This is a genomic window from Halomonas profundus, assembly GCF_020865425.1.
Taxonomy (GTDB): Bacteria; Pseudomonadota; Gammaproteobacteria; order Pseudomonadales; family Halomonadaceae; genus Vreelandella; species Vreelandella titanicae.
Map to the genome: position 1 here is coordinate 2,824,052 of NZ_CP086344.1, position 18,054 is coordinate 2,842,105.

General features: G+C 53.6%; 17 protein-coding genes. 8 read left to right on the forward strand and 9 right to left on the reverse strand.

All coding sequences use genetic code 11. The features are described 5' to 3' along the window. Positions 1–5: 5 nt before the first annotated feature. The gene (locus LMS44_RS12830; RefSeq protein WP_427769744.1) at positions 6–407 is read left to right on the forward strand and encodes a phage integrase N-terminal SAM-like domain-containing protein; all 402 of its coding nucleotides are present in this window, start codon (positions 6–8) and stop codon (positions 405–407) included. Between the two features lie 412 nt (positions 408–819). Further along, complete coding sequence (locus tag LMS44_RS12835; protein WP_430468925.1) at positions 820–2,133, forward strand: hypothetical protein; 1,314 nt, start codon at positions 820–822, stop codon at positions 2,131–2,133. A 4-nt stretch (positions 2,134–2,137) separates the two neighbouring features. Here LMS44_RS12835 and LMS44_RS12840 read toward each other — a convergent pair whose 3' ends face one another. Further along, the gene (locus LMS44_RS12840; protein ID WP_226251462.1) at positions 2,138–2,659 is read right to left on the reverse strand and encodes a zinc ribbon-containing protein; all 522 of its coding nucleotides are present in this window, start codon (positions 2,657–2,659) and stop codon (positions 2,138–2,140) included. Positions 2,660–2,820: 161 nt separating this feature from the next. Here LMS44_RS12840 and leuS point away from each other — a divergent pair, with 161 nt between their 5' ends. From leuS to LMS44_RS12870, 6 genes are all read left to right on the forward strand, one after another. Then, a complete protein-coding gene (gene leuS / locus LMS44_RS12845; RefSeq protein WP_430468926.1) occupies positions 2,821–5,406 on the forward strand; it encodes a leucine--tRNA ligase in 2,586 nt (861 codons plus the stop codon). Next, positions 5,403–5,897 carry an LPS-assembly lipoprotein LptE gene (locus tag LMS44_RS12850; protein WP_027957523.1) on the forward strand — a complete coding sequence of 165 codons (495 nt, stop codon included), beginning with the start codon at positions 5,403–5,405 and terminating at the stop codon, positions 5,895–5,897. The genes leuS and LMS44_RS12850 overlap by 4 nt, the downstream gene beginning before the upstream one ends. Continuing rightward, positions 5,894–6,961, forward strand: a complete 1,068-nt coding sequence (holA, locus tag LMS44_RS12855; protein ID WP_141440978.1) for a DNA polymerase III subunit delta — start codon at positions 5,894–5,896, stop codon at positions 6,959–6,961. The genes LMS44_RS12850 and holA overlap by 4 nt, the downstream gene beginning before the upstream one ends. 86 nt (positions 6,962–7,047) lie before the next feature. Next, the gene (locus tag LMS44_RS12860) at positions 7,048–7,446 is read left to right on the forward strand and encodes a PA2779 family protein (RefSeq protein WP_009286979.1); all 399 of its coding nucleotides are present in this window, start codon (positions 7,048–7,050) and stop codon (positions 7,444–7,446) included. Between the two features lie 13 nt (positions 7,447–7,459). After that, positions 7,460–8,398 (forward strand): PA2778 family cysteine peptidase, encoded by a 939-nt coding sequence (locus tag LMS44_RS12865; RefSeq protein WP_141440977.1) that lies wholly within the window; start codon positions 7,460–7,462, stop codon positions 8,396–8,398. A 288-nt stretch (positions 8,399–8,686) separates the two neighbouring features. Next, positions 8,687–9,892: a GGDEF domain-containing protein gene (locus tag LMS44_RS12870; protein WP_022523177.1), complete on the forward strand. Its 1,206-nt coding sequence runs from the start codon at positions 8,687–8,689 to the stop codon at positions 9,890–9,892. A gap of 66 nt (positions 9,893–9,958) precedes the next feature. On the opposite strand, the gene sthA is transcribed toward LMS44_RS12870, so the two are convergent. The 8 genes from sthA to LMS44_RS12910 form a co-directional block, all read right to left on the reverse strand. After that, complete coding sequence (sthA, locus tag LMS44_RS12875; protein ID WP_009286982.1) at positions 9,959–11,350, reverse strand: Si-specific NAD(P)(+) transhydrogenase; 1,392 nt, start codon at positions 11,348–11,350, stop codon at positions 9,959–9,961. A 60-nt stretch (positions 11,351–11,410) separates the two neighbouring features. After that, positions 11,411–11,665, reverse strand: coding sequence for a (Na+)-NQR maturation NqrM (gene nqrM / locus LMS44_RS12880; RefSeq protein ID WP_022523176.1), 255 nt, complete (start codon positions 11,663–11,665; stop codon positions 11,411–11,413). Positions 11,666–11,897: 232 nt separating this feature from the next. Then, a complete protein-coding gene (nqrF, locus tag LMS44_RS12885; RefSeq protein ID WP_009286983.1) occupies positions 11,898–13,130 on the reverse strand; it encodes an NADH:ubiquinone reductase (Na(+)-transporting) subunit F in 1,233 nt (410 codons plus the stop codon). 72 nt (positions 13,131–13,202) lie between these two features. Continuing rightward, positions 13,203–13,820, reverse strand: coding sequence for an NADH:ubiquinone reductase (Na(+)-transporting) subunit E (gene nqrE / locus LMS44_RS12890; RefSeq protein ID WP_009286984.1), 618 nt, complete (start codon positions 13,818–13,820; stop codon positions 13,203–13,205). A 1-nt stretch (position 13,821) separates the two neighbouring features. Further along, the gene (locus tag LMS44_RS12895; protein ID WP_009286985.1) at positions 13,822–14,490 is read right to left on the reverse strand and encodes an NADH:ubiquinone reductase (Na(+)-transporting) subunit D; all 669 of its coding nucleotides are present in this window, start codon (positions 14,488–14,490) and stop codon (positions 13,822–13,824) included. 2 nt (positions 14,491–14,492) lie between these two features. Further along, positions 14,493–15,314 carry a Na(+)-translocating NADH-quinone reductase subunit C gene (locus tag LMS44_RS12900; protein WP_009286986.1) on the reverse strand — a complete coding sequence of 274 codons (822 nt, stop codon included), beginning with the start codon at positions 15,312–15,314 and terminating at the stop codon, positions 14,493–14,495. After that, complete coding sequence (locus LMS44_RS12905) at positions 15,314–16,537, reverse strand: NADH:ubiquinone reductase (Na(+)-transporting) subunit B (protein ID WP_022523175.1); 1,224 nt, start codon at positions 16,535–16,537, stop codon at positions 15,314–15,316. The genes LMS44_RS12900 and LMS44_RS12905 overlap by 1 nt, the downstream gene beginning before the upstream one ends. Before the next feature lie 2 nt (positions 16,538–16,539). Continuing rightward, complete coding sequence (locus LMS44_RS12910; protein ID WP_027957530.1) at positions 16,540–17,889, reverse strand: Na(+)-translocating NADH-quinone reductase subunit A; 1,350 nt, start codon at positions 17,887–17,889, stop codon at positions 16,540–16,542. Between the last annotated feature and the right edge of the window lie 165 nt (positions 17,890–18,054).

The following is an 18,054-nucleotide window of genomic DNA, read 5'->3' on the forward strand; positions in this document are numbered from 1 at the left end:
ACCAAATGGATATGCAAAGCAGGCCTCCGAAACTAATGGATCGTGTGAAAGCTGTTATGCGAGTAAAGCGCTACAGCCCACGTACTGAAAAAACATACTGTTACTGGATACGTTATTTCATTCGCTATCATGGGCTGCGACACCCAGCCAGTATGGGCTCTTCTGAAGTCCAAGCTTTTCTTGAGCACCTTGCCGTAGAGCGATATGTGGCTGCAGCTACACAAAACCAAGCGCTTAATGCTTTAGTATTTCTGTATCGTCATATCCTTGATATGCCATTGGGTGATATTGGCGCCTTTTCACGAGCTAAACGCCCGCGTCGATTACCTGTCGTGCTTTCTCACGAAGAGGTTATGCGCGTGTTAAATCGAGTGTGTGGGCCTATGAATTTGATAGCCACCCCCTGACCTGAGGAAGGAATTTGCCGGTGTGCGCTGCCTTTTAGGCTAATGAGCTAAAACGAAACCACGCTACCGCCAAGGCGCACCTAGATTACGATAAAACGCTCCAGCTGCGACCGAATCTGACTGATTAATCATACCTTATTCATAAATTTGGATTAGGTCACGTATCGATGAAAAAAAGTGTTTCCTCTCTGAGGGCAACGGCTCGTTAGTTGCATGGATCTGGCATCGCTTCGCGATGCTCCCGCGGGTGCCTCATTTGCTCGTTCCTCGCAGATTCGTTACCACGCGCTACGAAATGTGGCTACGCAAGTAATGGTGCCAGTGTACAAAATGCTCTTGCCTCATAACTCGTTGCCGCTGGCCTTCCTTTGCAAATCCTATTAGCCTGCTAATTCACTATTAAGGGGTTGGCATGCAAGAGACGACTTCTCGGCAACGCTTGGCGGGCGTGCTGATTTTGCTTGGTTTGATCGCACAGATTATTGGTTTTACCGGCTGGTTGAGCACTGCCCATGCGGTGAGCTATTTGTTGTGGGCGGCAGTTGTGTTGCTGTGGCGGGATATTCCCAAGCGTTCGCGCATTCAGGCCGGCGTGCTGATTGCGCTGGGCGCTGGCATGCTTTTGGTGGCGCGGTTTGTGTATGGTGCGGCTGTCGATTGGCCTGCCATGTTGCAGGGCAATTCGTTTGTGGCGGCCATGCTGGTGGGCGTTAGTTTTATTTCGCTGATTGGAAAGCAAGGCAATAAGGGGGCGACGGGAAGTCGGGTGACCGGAGCGGGTGGCGTGCTGCGTACCTGGCTGGGAGTACACTTCCTGGGGACGATTTTAAATCTCTCTACCGTGTTTATGGTGGGCGATAAGCTGGCCCGGCGCGGGCCACTCTCCACCCCGCAGCTACTGGCGCTTAACCGTGGGCTGAGCAGCGCGGCGCTGTGGTCGCCTTTTTTTGCATCTATGGGCGTGGTGATCGCGCTGGTACCCGACGTCGAGTACGCGCAAATTGCTGTAGTGGGCTTTCCTATGGCGATGCTGTCGGGGCTGTTAACTACGCTGGAGCTTAGGCGACGGTTTGATCTCAGCGAGGTGGATGGCTACTCACTGTCACCGCGCAGCTTGTTAATGCCGGTAGGCATGGCGGCGCTGGTGATGCTGTTTCACTTTGTGCTTACCCCTGCCCTGACCATTGTCAGCATTATTACCTTTCTGCTGCCTAGCGTGGCTCTGCTAAGTAACCTCCCCCATGGGCCCAAATTTACTCTGCGGCGTATTCGTCAGCATACCACCACGCGTTTACCCGCCATGCGCGGGGAGATTTCGCTGTTTTTGGCGGCGGGATTATTAACCATTGGCCTTTCGACACTGGTAACAGCGGCAGCTGGTAGCGACTGGACGTTGTTCACCCGCTTTGGTGCGCCGCAGGCGATGCTTAGCTTTGTAGCGATTACGCTGAGTGCACTTGCAGGCTTGCATCCCATTATTGGGGTGTCGGTGTTGGCCTCAATACTGAATCTGCAAAGTGGAGAACAAACCGTATTTGCGTTTGTGGCGTTAACCTCTTGGGCGGTAGGAACCAGCGTGGGCCCGCTTTCGGGGATCAACCTGTCACTGCAGGGTCGCTACGGGGTGAGCGGTTACCGAATGATGAAAAATAACCTCCTCTACGCAGCGGTAATGAGCCTGCTCTCGCTGGGGGCGATTGCAGGCGTCAGTTTACTGGTCACCTAATCGATCAGGTCTCAACGATTTTGCTAGGGAAGCGGTAGAAGTAGCGATGTCCGCACTGGTGGCAAGGTTCCAGACGCGCCACGGTGGGCAGCATCACCTGAGCATCGCAATGGGTGCAAGCCATTAGACCGGGCGCCGCCATCTCACCTTCGCAGTAGTCGGCGCGGGCGGCTTCTAAATCTTCTTCGAAGCGTTCGCGTTCGACCACGCTACGGTCAGCAATTGAAAGCAGCGACTCCGCCACGCGGCGCGAAAGGCCGTCAATGTCGATGCCCAGCCAGCTGGCTACCTGCTTGCCGGTGTCTGCCATGTAGTAGCGCATATCTTTCAGGTCACGCTCGACCCAGGCGCGCAGCAGGGCTAGCTCATCTTTGGTGTACTCTTCCAGCTCCGCTTCAAACTCGACCGCGTCGTCCAAATCCTTCTGCAGGTTTTCCCAGGTTAGCTCATTGGCGCCCCCCTGCATCCGCTCCAGCAAGCGCTCATAGCCTTCGCGTAGGCGATTGTCATTTTGCTGTTCACTCATGGTGCCTCTCCTTTTATCGACGCGTGCAGTTACCTATCATCGGCTTACCGTTCAAGGATACACCTGCATAGGATACAATCGACCTCACTTATCTGACAGATGTCATCTAACATTCACTTTGCGCCCCTTTTGGGCGAATACGCCAAGGCATTAATAAACCGATGGACGCACACTACAGCCCTCGTGAAATCGAACGCGACGCCCAGCAGTACTGGGACAAACATCAGTGCTTCAAAGCCGTAGAGGACGCGAACCGCGAGAAGTTTTACTGCCTCTCCATGTTCCCCTACCCCAGCGGCAAGCTGCACATGGGGCACGTGCGTAATTACACTATCGGTGACGTTGTCTCACGTTTCCAGCGCATGCAGGGTAAAAATGTCATGCAGCCCATGGGCTGGGATGCGTTTGGCATGCCCGCGGAAAACGCCGCCATTCAGAATCAGGTGCCGCCTGCCAAGTGGACTTACCAAAACATCGATTACATGCGCAATCAGTTGAAGGCACTGGGTTTTGCCTACGACTGGAGCCGCGAGTTCGCCACCTGCGATACCAGCTACTACCGCTGGGAACAGTGGTTCTTCACCAAGCTGGTGGAGAAAGGCATGGTCTACAAGAAGATGTCGACGGTTAACTGGGACCCGGTGGATCAAACCGTGCTCGCCAATGAGCAGGTTATCGAAGGCCGCGGCTGGCGCTCCGGCGCACTGGTTGAGCGTAAAGAGATCCCGCTGTGGTTCTTGAAGATTACCGACTACGCCGATGAGCTGCTGGCCGACCTGGATAAAGTGGAGTGGCCAGAACAGGTCAAAACCATGCAGCGCAACTGGATTGGTAAATCACGCGGTGTCGAGCTGACCTTTGATGTTAAAGGCGCTGATGGCCAAGCCAATGAGCCGCTAGCGGTTTACACCACCCGCCCGGATACCCTGTTGGGCGTGACCTATGTGGCGGTTGCCGCTGGCCACCCGCTGGCCAAGCAGGCGGCGGAGCAGAACAGTGAGCTTGCAGCTTTCTGCGATGAGTGCGCCAGGGGTGGCACTTCCGAAGCCGAGATGGCCACCAAAGAGAAGAAAGGCATGCTCACCGGGCATACGGCGGTTCACCCGCTAACGGGCGATGAAGTGCCCGTTTACGTGGCTAACTTTGTACTGATGGAGTTTGGTACCGGTGCGGTGATGGCGGTACCCGGCCACGACCAGCGCGATTGGGAATTTGCCACCAAGTACGGGATTGCCATCAAACCGGTCATCGCCGATGAAAGCGGCCAGCCTGCCGACGTTTCTGAGGCGGCCTACGCCGAATACGGCAAGCTGGTTAATTCAGGTCAATTTGATGGCCTTGATTTTGAACAAGCCTTTGATGCCATTGCCGCCAAACTAGCTGAGCTTGGTCGTGGTGAAGTCAAAACCAACTACCGCCTGCGCGATTGGGGCGTTGCCCGCCAGCGTTACTGGGGCGCGCCAATTCCGGTCAAATACGGCCCGGAAGGTCAAACCGTTCCGCTGACCGATGACGAGCTGCCGGTCTCTTTGCCTATGGAAGTTACCGTAGACGCCTCGGGCTCGCCGCTGAAGAAGATGCCAGCGTTTTCTGACCTGGGCGATGGCTGGACGCGCGAAACCGACACCTTCGACACCTTTATGGAGTCCTCATGGTACTACGCGCGCTTCTGCTGTGCGGATAACACCGAAGCAATGCTGGATGAGCGCGCCAACTACTGGCTGCCGGTTGACCTCTACATTGGCGGTATCGAGCACGCCATTCTGCACCTGCTGTATGCGCGTTTCTTCCACAAGCTGATGCGTGACTTTGGCTTGGTAGATTCCGACGAGCCCTTCCAGCAGCTTCTGACCCAGGGCATGGTCATTGCGGAAACCTTCTACCGCTCCACTGATAACGGTGGCAAGCAGTGGTTTAACCCCGCTGACGTGGAAGTGAAGCGTGATGAGAAAGGTCGCCCGCTGAGCGCTATCCTTATGAGCGACGGCGAGCCAGTGGAAATGGGTGGCATCGAGAAGATGTCCAAGTCGAAAAACAACGGCGTTGATCCGCAGTCGATGATCGACAAGTTTGGTGCCGATACCGTACGCCTGTTTATGATGTTTGCCGCCCCCCCCGAGCAGTCCCTGGAGTGGTCGGATTCAGGCGTTGAGGGCGCACACCGCTTCTTGAAGCGCCTATGGCGTCAAGTGAATGAGCACTTGGCAGCGGGCACGCCCGGCACGCTGGACGTCAATGCACTTAACGACGATCAAAAGACGCTGCGCCGGAAAACCCACGAGACTATCAAGAAAGCCAGCGACGACATTGGCCGCCGCACCACTTTCAATACCGCCATTGCTGCGGTGATGGAGCTCTCTAATGCCATCGGTAAGTTCGACGATAGCTCTGAACTTGGCCTGGCGGTTAGCCGTGAAGCGCTGGAAGCCTGCGTACTCTTGCTCTCGCCGATTACGCCGCACCTGTGCCATAGTCTCTGGGAAGCGCTTGGCCATTCAGGCCCGGCCATCGAAGCGACCTGGCCAGTGGTGGATGAATCCGCCCTTACCCGCGACAGCATTGAGCTGGTGGTACAGGTCAACGGTAAACTGCGTGCTCGCCTTGAAGTACCGGCAAGCGCAGATAAGGCGTCTATTGAAAAGCTGGCGATGGAGCATGAAAACGTTCAGCGCTTCCTCGAGGGCAACACCGTACGTAAAGTGATCGTAGTGCCCGGCAAACTGGTTAATATCGTGGTGAGTGGATGAATCGACGCACATTGTTAACCGCTAGCATCGCCGCCTCGGCGGCGGTGCTGCTCAGCGGCTGTGGGTTTCGGCTACGCGGCTCTGAATCGCTGCCTACGCTGCCCCCCCTTGCTTTAGAAGGCGACACCAACAGTGCCGTCGCTCAGCAGATCGCCTCACGTCTTCAGCAGTTAGGCACCCAAGTAGCTGCTGATGCGCCCTGGAGGGTCACGTTGGGCACGCCTGTTTTAACCGAGCGTCGACTCGGCGGTGATGGCAGAGCAAGCCGCGAGCACGAGCTAACGCTTAGCGCCAGACTCTCAGTTCAGGAGCGAGCATCGAATGCCTACCACATCAATAATGAAACGCTGTCGACGGATACCCGCATTCGCGTTAGCGATGACGACCTGCTTAACCGCGAAACGCTCATGATGGAAGCAGAACAGACGCTTGCACGCCAGTTGTCTCAGCAAATCATTGAGCGCCTTACTTACGTTGAGGGCATGCAGTGAAGGTATTTGCTGATCAGCTACCCGCTGCGTTAGCAAAAAAGCTACCCCGCGTAGTGATCGTAGCGGGGGATGAGCCCTTACAGCATCGCGACGCCTGCGATGCTGTAAGGGCCGCAGCTCGCCAGGGTGGTGTCGAGGAGCGTGAAGTACTCGATGTCGAGCCCAATTTTGCCTGGGGTCGCTTGATGGAAATGTCGAGCAACCTCTCGCTGTTTGCGACCAGCAAGCTACTGGAGTTGCGCTTAGGCAATCACAAGTTAGGGCAAGAAGGCAGCAAAGCGTTAGCGCAGTACGCCGAAACTCTGGATAACAGCGATGACGTTCTGCTCATTGGTATGGGCAAGCTTGATGCCAAGCAGCAAAAAAGCGCTTGGTTCAAAGCGCTGGATAAGCACGGCTTGTTTGTTCCCGTGTGGCCCGTGGACGCTTCCCGCTTGGGCTACTGGCTACGGGATCGTGCTTCATTGCACGGTCTACAAATTGATCTGGAAGCCGCTCGCCTGCTGGGAGAGCGCACCGAAGGCAATCTTTTGGCCGCTGACCAAGAGTTGCAAAAGCTGGCACTGATTCACCCCCAAGGCACCCGCTTGAACGTGGAAAGTATTGCCCAGGGAGTAGAAGACAGCACCCGCTTTGATGTCTTCAATTTGGCCGATGCCTGCCTGAAAGGCGAACCCAGCCGCGCTTCGCGCATTGTGAATGGCTTACGCAGTGAAGGCGTTGAGGCGCCTATCGTGCTGTGGGCACTTAGCCGAGAGCTACGCACGCTACTCTCGCTGCATCAGCACCTGGATCAAGGGCAGAGTTTTGAGCACGCCTGCAAAACCCAAAAGCCGATGATTTTTGATAAGCGCCGCCCCGCTTACCAGAAAGCCATTGGCCGCCTGCCCATGAAACGACTACATAAATTGCTATTAATGGCCCAGCGGCTCGATTTAGCCGTCAAGGGCGCGGCAACTGTACCGCTATGGCCCGGCCTACACGATCTGGCCATGACCATGGCCGGGGGCCGTGGACTGCTCTCAGAATCCGCCTGGACCTATCGCATTAGTGCAAATAATTAGCACTTTGCATATTACGCTTAAAAATCAAACCATTTGTTTCTATACTCATTCCTTACCACCCCGACTAGTCTATAAGGAAGAAGACGATGAAAACATTGCGTGCTTACCTCTCTACCCTACTGATTGCAGCGCTGGTCATTACCAGCTTACCCGTTGCCGCTGCACCCACTGCGCCCCAATCAATGGATTTAGTCTCCACCCAATCTGTTTTGGCAGCTGACCGTGCTGGCGCTGATCGCGAACGGATTAACGAGATCCTGGCCCGCGCCGATGTGCAAGATCAGCTGGTAAAACAGGGTGTTGATCTGGACGAAGTCGAGGCTCGCGTTGCATCACTCAGTGATGCTGAAGCACAGCAAATGGCTGATCAGCTTGAGCAACTGCCAGCCGGTGCCGGCGTTGTAGGCGCTTTATTTGCCGTTTTCATTATTTTGCTGGTAACCGACATTCTCGGCCTAACCGACGTTTACCCGTTTACTCGCTAATACAAGGCCGCTCATGACCTACCTGTTTTCCAACGCCCGCTTTGCGGGCGTTTTTATTATGCTGCTACTGCTCAGCGGCTGTGCGCGTAATCCGGTATTACTGCAAAGCACCTATCAAGCCCTACCGCCCCATACAGAAATCACCAGCGTACCGTTTTACGCCCAAACAGAATTTCAGTGCGGCCCTGCCACGCTGGCAATGGTACTCAATCACCAGGGTGTCGACACCGACGTTGAGGAGCTGATTCCTCAAGTATTTCTGCCCGGACGCGATGGCAGTGTGCAGCCAGAAATGCTGGCAACGGTGAGACGGCATGAGCAGCTCGCGTTTCCTATTCGCGGCACCATGGACGCCCTATTAAACCATTTGGCAGCGGGCGACCCGGTGGTCGTTATGCAGAATTTGTCGCTGCCGATTTATCCAATGTGGCACTACGCTGTGGCCATTGGTTACGATTTGCCCAGTGAAACGCTTATTCTGCGCAGCGGCGAGATTGAGCGCCATACCATGTCGTTCAGCCGTTTCGATGCCACTTGGGCACGCACTGAGCGCTGGGGATTTGTGGTGGCCGAACCAGGTACTTTGCCTACAGGTATTACTGCCCGCAACGCCTTAGAAGCGCTTAGCGCCTACGAAGAGGCCCATGGGCCACGCGCCACGCTTTCAAGCTGGCAAGCGTTTGCAAAACGCCATCCCACTAACGCTATGGGGCAGTTTGCGTTAGGCAATGCGCTTTACGCAGATCAACAACCCGACAACGCACGCAAGGCGTTTGAACGGGCAACCGAGCTAGATGAAAAGATGGGGGCCGCATGGCTAAATCTGGGCCTTTTACTATTGCAAAACGATGCGCCTGACGCGGCTCGCGAAGCATTAACGCAAGCGGCTGCGCTTGAAGGGAGCTGGCAGGAAAAAGCGCGTTTAGCCTTGGACTCTCTAAATAACGATTAAATATCAATCACTAACAGCGTTATTAATAATAACGAGCACAAGTATGATCCTGCAATTAGTAAAGTTGTGGGATGGCAGACTCGGCGGGTGAGTGCTTAAGTTGCATAAGGATGAAGTCTTTAAGCTGTTCATTGGATTACCTACCCATTAACGGAGAGGTGCCATGCAGAACTGCCCTTTGCAACGGAAGCACTCTTTTGATGATTACGTGTTTTTACCAAACGTACTCTCGCCTGCTCGGCAGTATACAGAGAGGGGCGGCATCACTGCCTGCTTGCTGATTATCTCATGATGATGCGCCACTTTCTTCGTCAGCCCGGTGGGCGCTTAGCATCCATTTTTGCCGTCCTTCTTTGCGCTATGTCCGCAGTAATGGGCAGCTATGTTTACAGTGCGTGCCAAAAAGCTAGCGCCGATTACACCACGCTAGTAAGTGATATTGTTCTAGCCCAACAGGCCACGCCTCAGTTACGGGCCGCATTAGAGGAAGGCAGCCGCCAGCCTAGCAGCGAACACATTAAATACATCGATTATTTTATTTCACTTTCCAAACAGCATTTAAATAACATACAGAGCAGTATTGAACGCCACCGATATCTCATCTCGGACGTTGAATACCTGCATAATCACTTCAGTGAGCTTAACAATCGCCTTTCAGACTTAACCCAGCAGTCACAGCAAGCCCAACAGCGCCCAGAGCTGATTGATCCGTTACAACGGGTTGCCATGGAGGTAGGCGGCGCTCAGGCTTGGCTATACAACCAGCTGCTAGAAGAAGTGCGCGACACCTCTGTTCAGCAACGTTTGGTGATGCAGCGACTCTCGATTGCGGTGAGTGCGCTATTGGTGTTAATGGTCAGCGCTGCAATTACACTCTGCCTAGCGGTTATTCATCTCCACCGTCAGCGCAACGTCATGCATCAGCTAATGCTAACCGATGAACTGACCGGGCTATATAACCGGCGCCATTTGGTCAATATAGCATCCGCTGCGCTTACCCAAGCCCAGCGCGATCGAGCACCGCTTAGCCTGCTGCTGTTAGATCTTGATCACTTCAAGCAAATTAATGATACCTACGGGCACCCAACCGGCGATGAGGTACTTCGCCAGATCAGTAAGCAGCTTCGCGAGCTTAGCCGTCCATCGGATACATTAGCGAGGATTGGTGGAGAGGAGTTTTGTTTATTGATGCCCAACACCGCTACCCATGATGCGCTTCAGGTAGCAGATCGGCTGCGCCGAGAGGTCGAAGTTAATACGCTGAGCGGTATAGAGCAGCAAGCCAACCCGACTATTAGCATCGGCGTGACGACGTGCCAAGTCGGCTCGCTGACGTTTGAGCAGCTTTATTCGTTTGCCGATAAAGCGCTCTATCAAGCTAAAGCACTGGGGCGCAACCGCGTTGAAAAACTGTTGCCCCCCACTGAGCCGTCACCTGATAACAAACCACAAGCTTACGGCCATACGCTTATTCGCGAATCCAGTGACTCTTAAACGTCTACGACAAAGGCAACTTCTCGGATTAGACGCCTGACAAAGCAGCCCTCGCTAAAGCTGTGGCTAGAAAACTCGGTTTAAACCATTCTGCGCAGCCACCCGGTACGCTTCTGCCATGGTCGGGTAATTAAACGTGGTATTTACAAAGTACTTGAGCGTGTTGGCATCGCCCTCTTGCTGCATGATCGCTTGGCCGATATGCAAAATCTCAGACGCCTGGTCGCCAAAACAATGAATACCGAGTATTTCCAGGGTGTCTTGGTGGAACAGAATTTTAAGCATACCCACAGTATCACCGGTAATTTGTGCCCTAGCGGTATCTTTGAAGAAAGCTTTGCCTACTTCATAGGGCACTTTGGCTTCGGTAAGTTCACGCTCATTGGGGCCGAACGAGCTAATCTCAGGGATGGTGTAGATTCCGGTAGGTACATCACTCACAAAGCGATACTCTTTATCGAGCAACTCATTGCACGAGTTCAAGCCTTGGTCGTAAGCCGCGCTCGCCAAACTCGGCCAGCCAATTACATCGCCCGCTGCGTAGATATGGGAAACCGCAGTGCGGTAGTGCTCATCAACGCTTAGCTGACCACGCCCATTGGCGGTTAAGCCAATGTTCTCAAGGCCTAAGCTGTCGGTATTACCGGTTCGCCCATTGGCCCACAAAAATGCATCAGCGCGAATTTTCTTGCCTGACTTGAGACGCACGACGACGCCTGACTCATCGCCCTCAACGCTCTCGTATTCTTCATTATGGCGAACCAGCACACCGTGCTTACGCAAATGGTAGGAGAGTGCATCGCTAATCTCATCGTCCAGGAACGACAGCAGGCTGTCACGGTTATTAATGAGATCAACTTTGACGCCCAAGCCCGAAAAGATTGATGCATATTCACAGCCAATCACCCCGGCGCCAAAAATTACCAGCGTGCGCGGGGTATGCGAGAGGCTTAATATGGTGTCAGAGCAGTAAATACGCGGATGGCGGAAGTTAATATCCGCCGGGCGGTAAGGGCGAGAACCAGTGGCAATCACGATTTTCTTCGCCACCAGTTCTTCCATGCCTTCCTGGCGGTCACGCACCAACAAGGTGTGCTCATCTTTAAATCGGGCGACGCCATGAAACAGATCAATGCGGTTGCGCGCATAGAAGGTGGTACGCATCTCTACCTGTTTATCGATGGTACCCCTTGAGCGTTCCATCACTTTGGGGAAGGAGAACCAGCGCGGCTCACCAATATCGCGGAACATACGGTTGGTGTTGAACGCCATGATCTGTTTCACCTGATGGCGCAGCGCTTTGGAAGGAATGGTACCCCAGTGAGTACAATTGCCACCTACCTGAACCTGCTTCTCAATAATCGCTACACGCTTGCCATGCTTTGCAGCGTTGATAGCAGCGCTTTCCCCCGCAGGCCCCGTACCGATCACCACAACATCGTAATTGTGAACCGCCATGCTCTCTGCGTCCCCTTGCTATTTTTGATCAATCATCCCGTTGCATACAACGCAGTCTTGTTAGCGACGTGTAGCATCATAGCCCAAATCGGCACCACGGCTTTCATCGCTACGGCGGCGCACACCTCCGCGCTTGCGGTTCTCTTCTTCACAAACCTCATCTTTGCCACCGCAAATATCACAGCCATCTTTCATGCCGATTTGATTCAAACCGCCGCAAGAACCGGCAATTGGTTTGCGGCCCATGATGACGCCCACAGCCATCGCACCCATAATCAGTGCCATGAAACCGAATACCAGTAGCCAAATAGTCATATCAACCTCCCCGCTTCACATTGCTTCGCTTTAAATTATTGGTCTTACCTGACGACAACAGTCGTCGTGATAAGTGCCTCACGGTCATTCATCATTAAAGTGATTATACCTTAGCCAAGCCCCTCTTATCAGCGCGGTGATAAGTCATTCCCTGCACAAGGTTATATAAACAAACGGGGCCAGCCCAAAAGGCCAGCCCCGCTTAACGCTACTATCGACTTACGCTGACCGTTTAGCCACCGAAATCATCCAACAGGATATTTTCCGGCTCAACGCCCATATCAAGCAACAACTTGATAACCGATGCGTTCATCATCGGCGGCCCACACATGTAGTACTCGCAATCTTCAGGTGCTGGGTGATCCTTCAGATAGTTTTCGTACAGCACATTATGGATAAAGCCTGTCGGCCCTTCCCAATTATCTTCCGGCTGAGGATCAGATAGCGCCAAGTGCCACTCAAAGTTAGGGAACTCTTCGGCTAACTGGTCGTACTCTTCGTTGTAGAAGGTTTCACGCCAGGAGCGAGCACCGTACCAGAAGGTAATCTTGCGATCAGACTTCAAGCGCTTCAACTGATCGAAGATGTGACTACGCATCGGTGCCATACCCGCACCACCACCGATAAAGATCATCTCGGCGTCAGTATCACGGGCAAAGAACTCACCGAACGGTCCCATTACGGTGACCTTATCGCCCTCTTTAAGGCTGAAGACATAAGTCGACATCAAGCCAGGCGGATGGTCAGTGCCGGGAGGCGGCGTGGCAATACGGATGTTAAACTTGAGGATACCCTTCTCGTCTGGGTAGTTCGCCATGGAGTATGCGCGAATCACTTCCTCGTTGTTCTTGTGGGAAATTTTGAACATATCAAATTTTTCCCAATCACCCCGATACTCCTCGTCGATATCAAAATCAGAGAACTTGATATCGTAAGGCGGTGCAACGAGCTGTACATAGCCACCGGCGCGGAAGGCGACTTCTTCGCCCTCTGGCAGTTTCAGGTTTAACTCTTTGATAAAGGTGGCAACGTTGGGGTTGGCAATAACCTCACATTCCCACTTCTTCACCCCAAAGACTTCTTCAGGCACTTCGACTTTCATGTCCTGCTTCACAGGTACCTGACAAGAGAGGCGCCAGCCCTCTTTCTTCTCACGCATCGTGAAGTGCGACTCTTCAGTCGGCAGAATAGAGCCGCCGCCCTCTTCAACCCGACACTTACACTGGGCACAAGAACCACCGCCACCGCAGGCGGACGAGAGGAAAATGCCGTTAGCGGCAAGCGTGTTTAGCAGCTTACCACCGGCCTGGGTCTTCAAAGTGTGCTCAGGGTCGCCGTTGACCTCAATGGTCACGTCCCCGCTACTCACAAGCTTGCTGCGCGCTGCCAGAATGATCGCCGTCAAGCTAATAACGATGACCGTGAACATGACAACACCGAGCAAGATGACTGTTGTATCAACCATGTCGGTTTCCTATTGCTGGAGGTTTTCTATTACCCGGCGATGTTTGCCACCGCCGGGAAAAACCGGCTCCGATTAAAGCTGAATGCCCGAGAAGGACATAAAGCCCAACGACATCAGCCCCACGGTGATGAAAGTAATGCCCAGCCCTTGAAGGCCACCCGGCACATCGCTGTACTTCAGCTTTTCACGAATACCCGCCAGGGCGGCAATGGCCAATGCCCAACCGGTGCCCGCGCCAAAGCCATAGACCACGGCTTCGCCAAAGTTATAGCTACGCTCCACCATGAACAGTACGCCACCCAGGATGGCGCAGTTAACGGTAATCAGCGGCAGGAAGACCCCTAGCGCGTTGTAGAGCGACGGTACGTACTTATCAAGGAACATTTCCATGATCTGTACCAGCGCCGCAATGACACCGATGTAGGAGAGCAACCCAAGGAAGGAGAGGTCGATGTTTTCAGCACCGCTAATACCGGTCCAGGTCAGCGCACCTTCCTGTAGCAAGAAGGTATAGACAAGGTTGTTAACCGGCACGGTGACGGTCAATACCACAATCACCGCAATGCCCAAGCCAATCGCTGAGGAGACCTTTTTGGACACCGCCAAGAAAGTACACATCCCCAGGAAGAAGGCCAGTGCCATGTTTTCAACAAACACCGAGGCAACAAAAAGACTCAGATAATGTTCCATGTTACACGGCCTCCTTGGGCTTGGTGTTTTCCTTCATTTTGAACTCATTATCTTCTACTTGCTCAGGGTTAACGGAACGCATTACCCAGATCAGTAGACCGATAATAAAGAACGCTGAAGGCGGTAGTAATAGCAAGCCGTTAGGCACGTACCAGCCACCATTTTGCACGGTCTGGAGGATGGTAATGCCAAATACGCTGCCCGAACCCAGCAGCTCACGGAAGAAACCCACCACCATGAGTACAAAGCCATAGCCGAGGCCGTTACCAATACCGTCTAAAAACGACATGCCCGGCGTATTGGACATCGCAAAGCCTTCAGCGCGCCCCATGACGATACAGTTAGTAATGATCAAACCCACAAATACCGAGAGCTGCTTAGACATCTCATAGGCATACGCCTTGAGAATCTGATCAACCACGATAACCAGCGAGGCAATAATGGTCATCTGCACGATGATACGGATCGAAGAGGGAATATGATTCCTGATCAACGATACGAACAGATTTGAGAATGCCGTTACGAAAATAACCGCCAGCGCCATAACGAGCGATACGCTCATACTGGTGGTTACCGCAAGTGCCGAACAGATCCCCAGAATTTGCAGCGCAATAGGGTTGTTCTGGAAAATCGGCGCTGTTAAAACGCCTTTTGCATTTACGTCCGCCATGATCAGGCCCCCTCAACGTCTTCGAAGTTGGTATCGGTCTCTTCGGCGTCTTCCGGCTCAGTGCCACTGCGGAATTTAGCCAAATAGGGACCGAAAGCTTCTTCGCTCAACCAGAACTGCAGCATGTTAGTCACGCCGTTACTGGTCAGCGTAGCGCCAGATAGCGCATCGACTTCGTATTCGTCACTGGCGCCGCCTTTGGTCAGGTGAATCTCCGGTGAGAGGTCGCCCTCTTCATCGTAAATTTTCTTGCCTTCCCACTGGGCTTGCCAGCGCGGGTTGTTAACTTCTGCGCCCAAACCTGGCGTTTCACTGTGCTCGTAGTAGGTGATACTGACAATAGTATTGCCATCACCCTCTACGGCCAGGAAGCCACGCATCAAGCCCCAAAGTCCCTGACCACGAATCGGCAACACGATCTGTTCCGGATCGTCTTCACTGCCGACCAGATAAACAGTCGCGTAGTTTTCAACCCGTGAAAGGCCCGCGATGTCTTGATCGCCAGAAAGCGTGCGACCCGAGGCCGGGTCACGGGCAGCCTCAAAACTATCGTAGGTATCGGGATCGAACTCATCGGAGTACTCACCCGTATCCAGGTCAACGACCCGTGCGATGATCTCATCGCTAAACACCTCTTCAACGTCCATACCCGGCTCATAAAGCTTGGCAACGTTCAAGATGTTGGTTTTACGGTCGAGTTCCTGGTTAAGCTGCTGCATGGGTCGCAAGGCGACCGCCGCGGTCGAGACAATGACGGAGCACACGATACACAATGCAAACGCCACAATCAGGACTTTCTTGATGGAGTTGTTACCTTGTGCCATTAGGCAGTCTCCTCGGCCGGTACGGCGGTTCGCTTCACGCGACGCTTGATGTTGGCCTGGACGAAGAAATGGTCAATCAGCGGTGCAAACAGGTTAGCGAACAGAATCGCCAGCATGATGCCTTCCGGGAAAGCCGGGTTCACAACGCGAATCAAAACAGTCATCACACCAATCAGCGCACCAAACAGCAGACGGCCTTGATTGGTCATCGACGCCGACACCGGATCGGTTGCCATGAAGACCATACCGAAAGCGAAACCGCCGATCACCAGATGCCAGTACCACGGCATGGCAAACATTGGGTTGGTATCAGAGCCGATTAGATTAAACAGCGTACTGGTCACCACCATGCCCAGGAGTACCCCCAGCATGATTCGCCAAGAGGCAATTCCCGTCCACAGCAACACAGCGCCGCCGATAAAGATGGCTAGTGTCGAGACCTCCCCGATCGAGCCAGGGATAAAACCGATGAAGGCATCCCACCAGCTAAAGGTGTCGGTCAACGCAGACATACCGTCCTGGAACGCTAGCGAGAGTGCCGTCGCACCAGTATAACCATCAGCGGCAACCCATACAGAGTCACCAGAGATTTGCGCGGGATAGGCAAAGTAAAGGAATGCACGACCGGTCAGCGCGGGGTTCAAGAAGTTTTTACCCGTGCCGCCGAAGATCTCTTTACCGATCACCACACCAAAGGTGATACCCAAGGCAACCTGCCAAAGGGGAATGGTGGCGGGCAGTACCAGCGCGAAGAGTACGGAAGTGACGAAGAAGCCTTCGTTGACTTCGTGACCGCGCTTGATAGCGAACAGCACCTCCCAGAAACCACCGACCACAAAGGTGACCAGGTAGATAGGTAGGAAGTAGGTAGCGCCAAGGACAAAGTTAGCCCACAGGCTATTCGCATCATGACCGGACGACAGCGTCATCATAATCGCTTCGCGCCAGCCTCCCATAGAGGCATAGCCCGCATCAATTGCCGTGTTGGCCTGCCAACCAGCGCTCCACATGCCGAAAAACATCGCCGGAAAAGTACACATCCACACGGTAATCATGATGCGTTTAAGATCGATACCGTCACGCACATGCGCGGTGGTTTTAGCCACGCTCGGTGGCGTGTAAAAAATAGTATCTACCGCTTCAAACAGCGGATAGAACTTTTCGTACTTTCCGCCTTTGTGGAAATGCGGCTCGATATTTTGGAGTGTCTGTTGAATACCCATTATCAGGCCTCTTTCTCGATCATGGTGAGATTATCACGCAGGATGGGGCCATATTCGTATTTGCCAGGGCAAACATACGTGCACAGCGCCAGATCCTCTTCGTCCAGCTCCAAACACCCAAGCTGCATGGCAACCTCAATGTCGCCCACGATCAACGAACGCAATAGCTGGGTCGGCATGATATCTAGCGGCATCACCTGCTCATAGGCACCTACCGGCACCATAGCACGCTCGGAACCATTGGTAGAGGTCGTCGGAGCATAGTTGCTGAGCCCCTTAATCTTGGAGATATAAATACCCAAGACCGAGTGACGATTAGCACCAGGAGACAACCAACCCATAAACGTGCGCTTGTTGCCCTCTTCCAGCAAACTCACTTGATTGCTGAAGCGGCCAAGGTAGGTCAACTTACCTTCAGCGGCAAAGCCAGAGAATACCGAACCAGAAATTACGCGAGTGTCCTCGGGTTTGATGACTTCGTTGGTCAGGAGTTCATCTGTACTAGCGCCGACACGGGTACGAATCAGACGCGGATTTTCAGCACGCGGGCCACCAATGGCAACCACACGGTTCATATCCAGCTTCCCTTCTACAAACAACTTACCGAACGCAATAACGTCCTGGTAGCCGATATGCCACACTTTTTTGTGCAGTGCGACTGGAGAAAGGTAGTGAATATGCGTGCCGACAAGTCCCGCAGGATGAGGGCCGGCAAAGCTTTCGGTTTTTACGCCGTCAACATCGCCACCCGGGACTGAGGCATTTTCGCCCGTACATAAGAAGACGTTGCCCTCGGTCAGGCGCGCTAACACCTTGAGGCCATCCTCGAATGCCTGCGACTGCTCGTTAATGATCAACGCAGGGTCAGGGCTAAGTGGATGGGTATCCACGGCGGTTACAAAAATATCGGCCGGGGTGCTATCAATGGCCGGGGTGCGCGAGAAAGGACGAGTGCGCAATGCAGTCCAGAGTCCCGATTCTACCAGTTGGTCGACAACGACCTGACGTTCAAGCTGCGCTAAGGCATTACGATCATGAGCAGCGAATTCGACCGCTTCCTCAGTTTCGTCTACTTTAATTACGACAGACAGCAAACGACGTTTTTCGCCACGGTTTATTGCAAGCACTTCACCGGCAGCGGGCGCTGTATAGCGCACACCAGCAATTTTCTTATCGGTGAAGAGCAATTGGCCCAGTTTGACCTTATCCCCTTCCTGGACTTCCATCGTCGGCTTCATGCCAACGTAGTCGGTACCCAGGATTGCCACGTGGCGCACAGGCCGCGCATCTTCAATACGCTGCTCGGGCGCTCCCGTGATGGGGAGATCCAGGCCTTTTTTGACTTCGATCATAGTCTCGCCCAGTTGTTGGATCGGATATACGAAGGTATGGGGTTCGAATGCTTATTTTCTGCTCAGCGAATTGTTATTTTCTGCTCAGATTGTTACCAGTCCGGCCCAAGCAGCACTTGAACCACCCCGAAAAATCCATCGTATTATAAAGATAAGCGCGTCCAA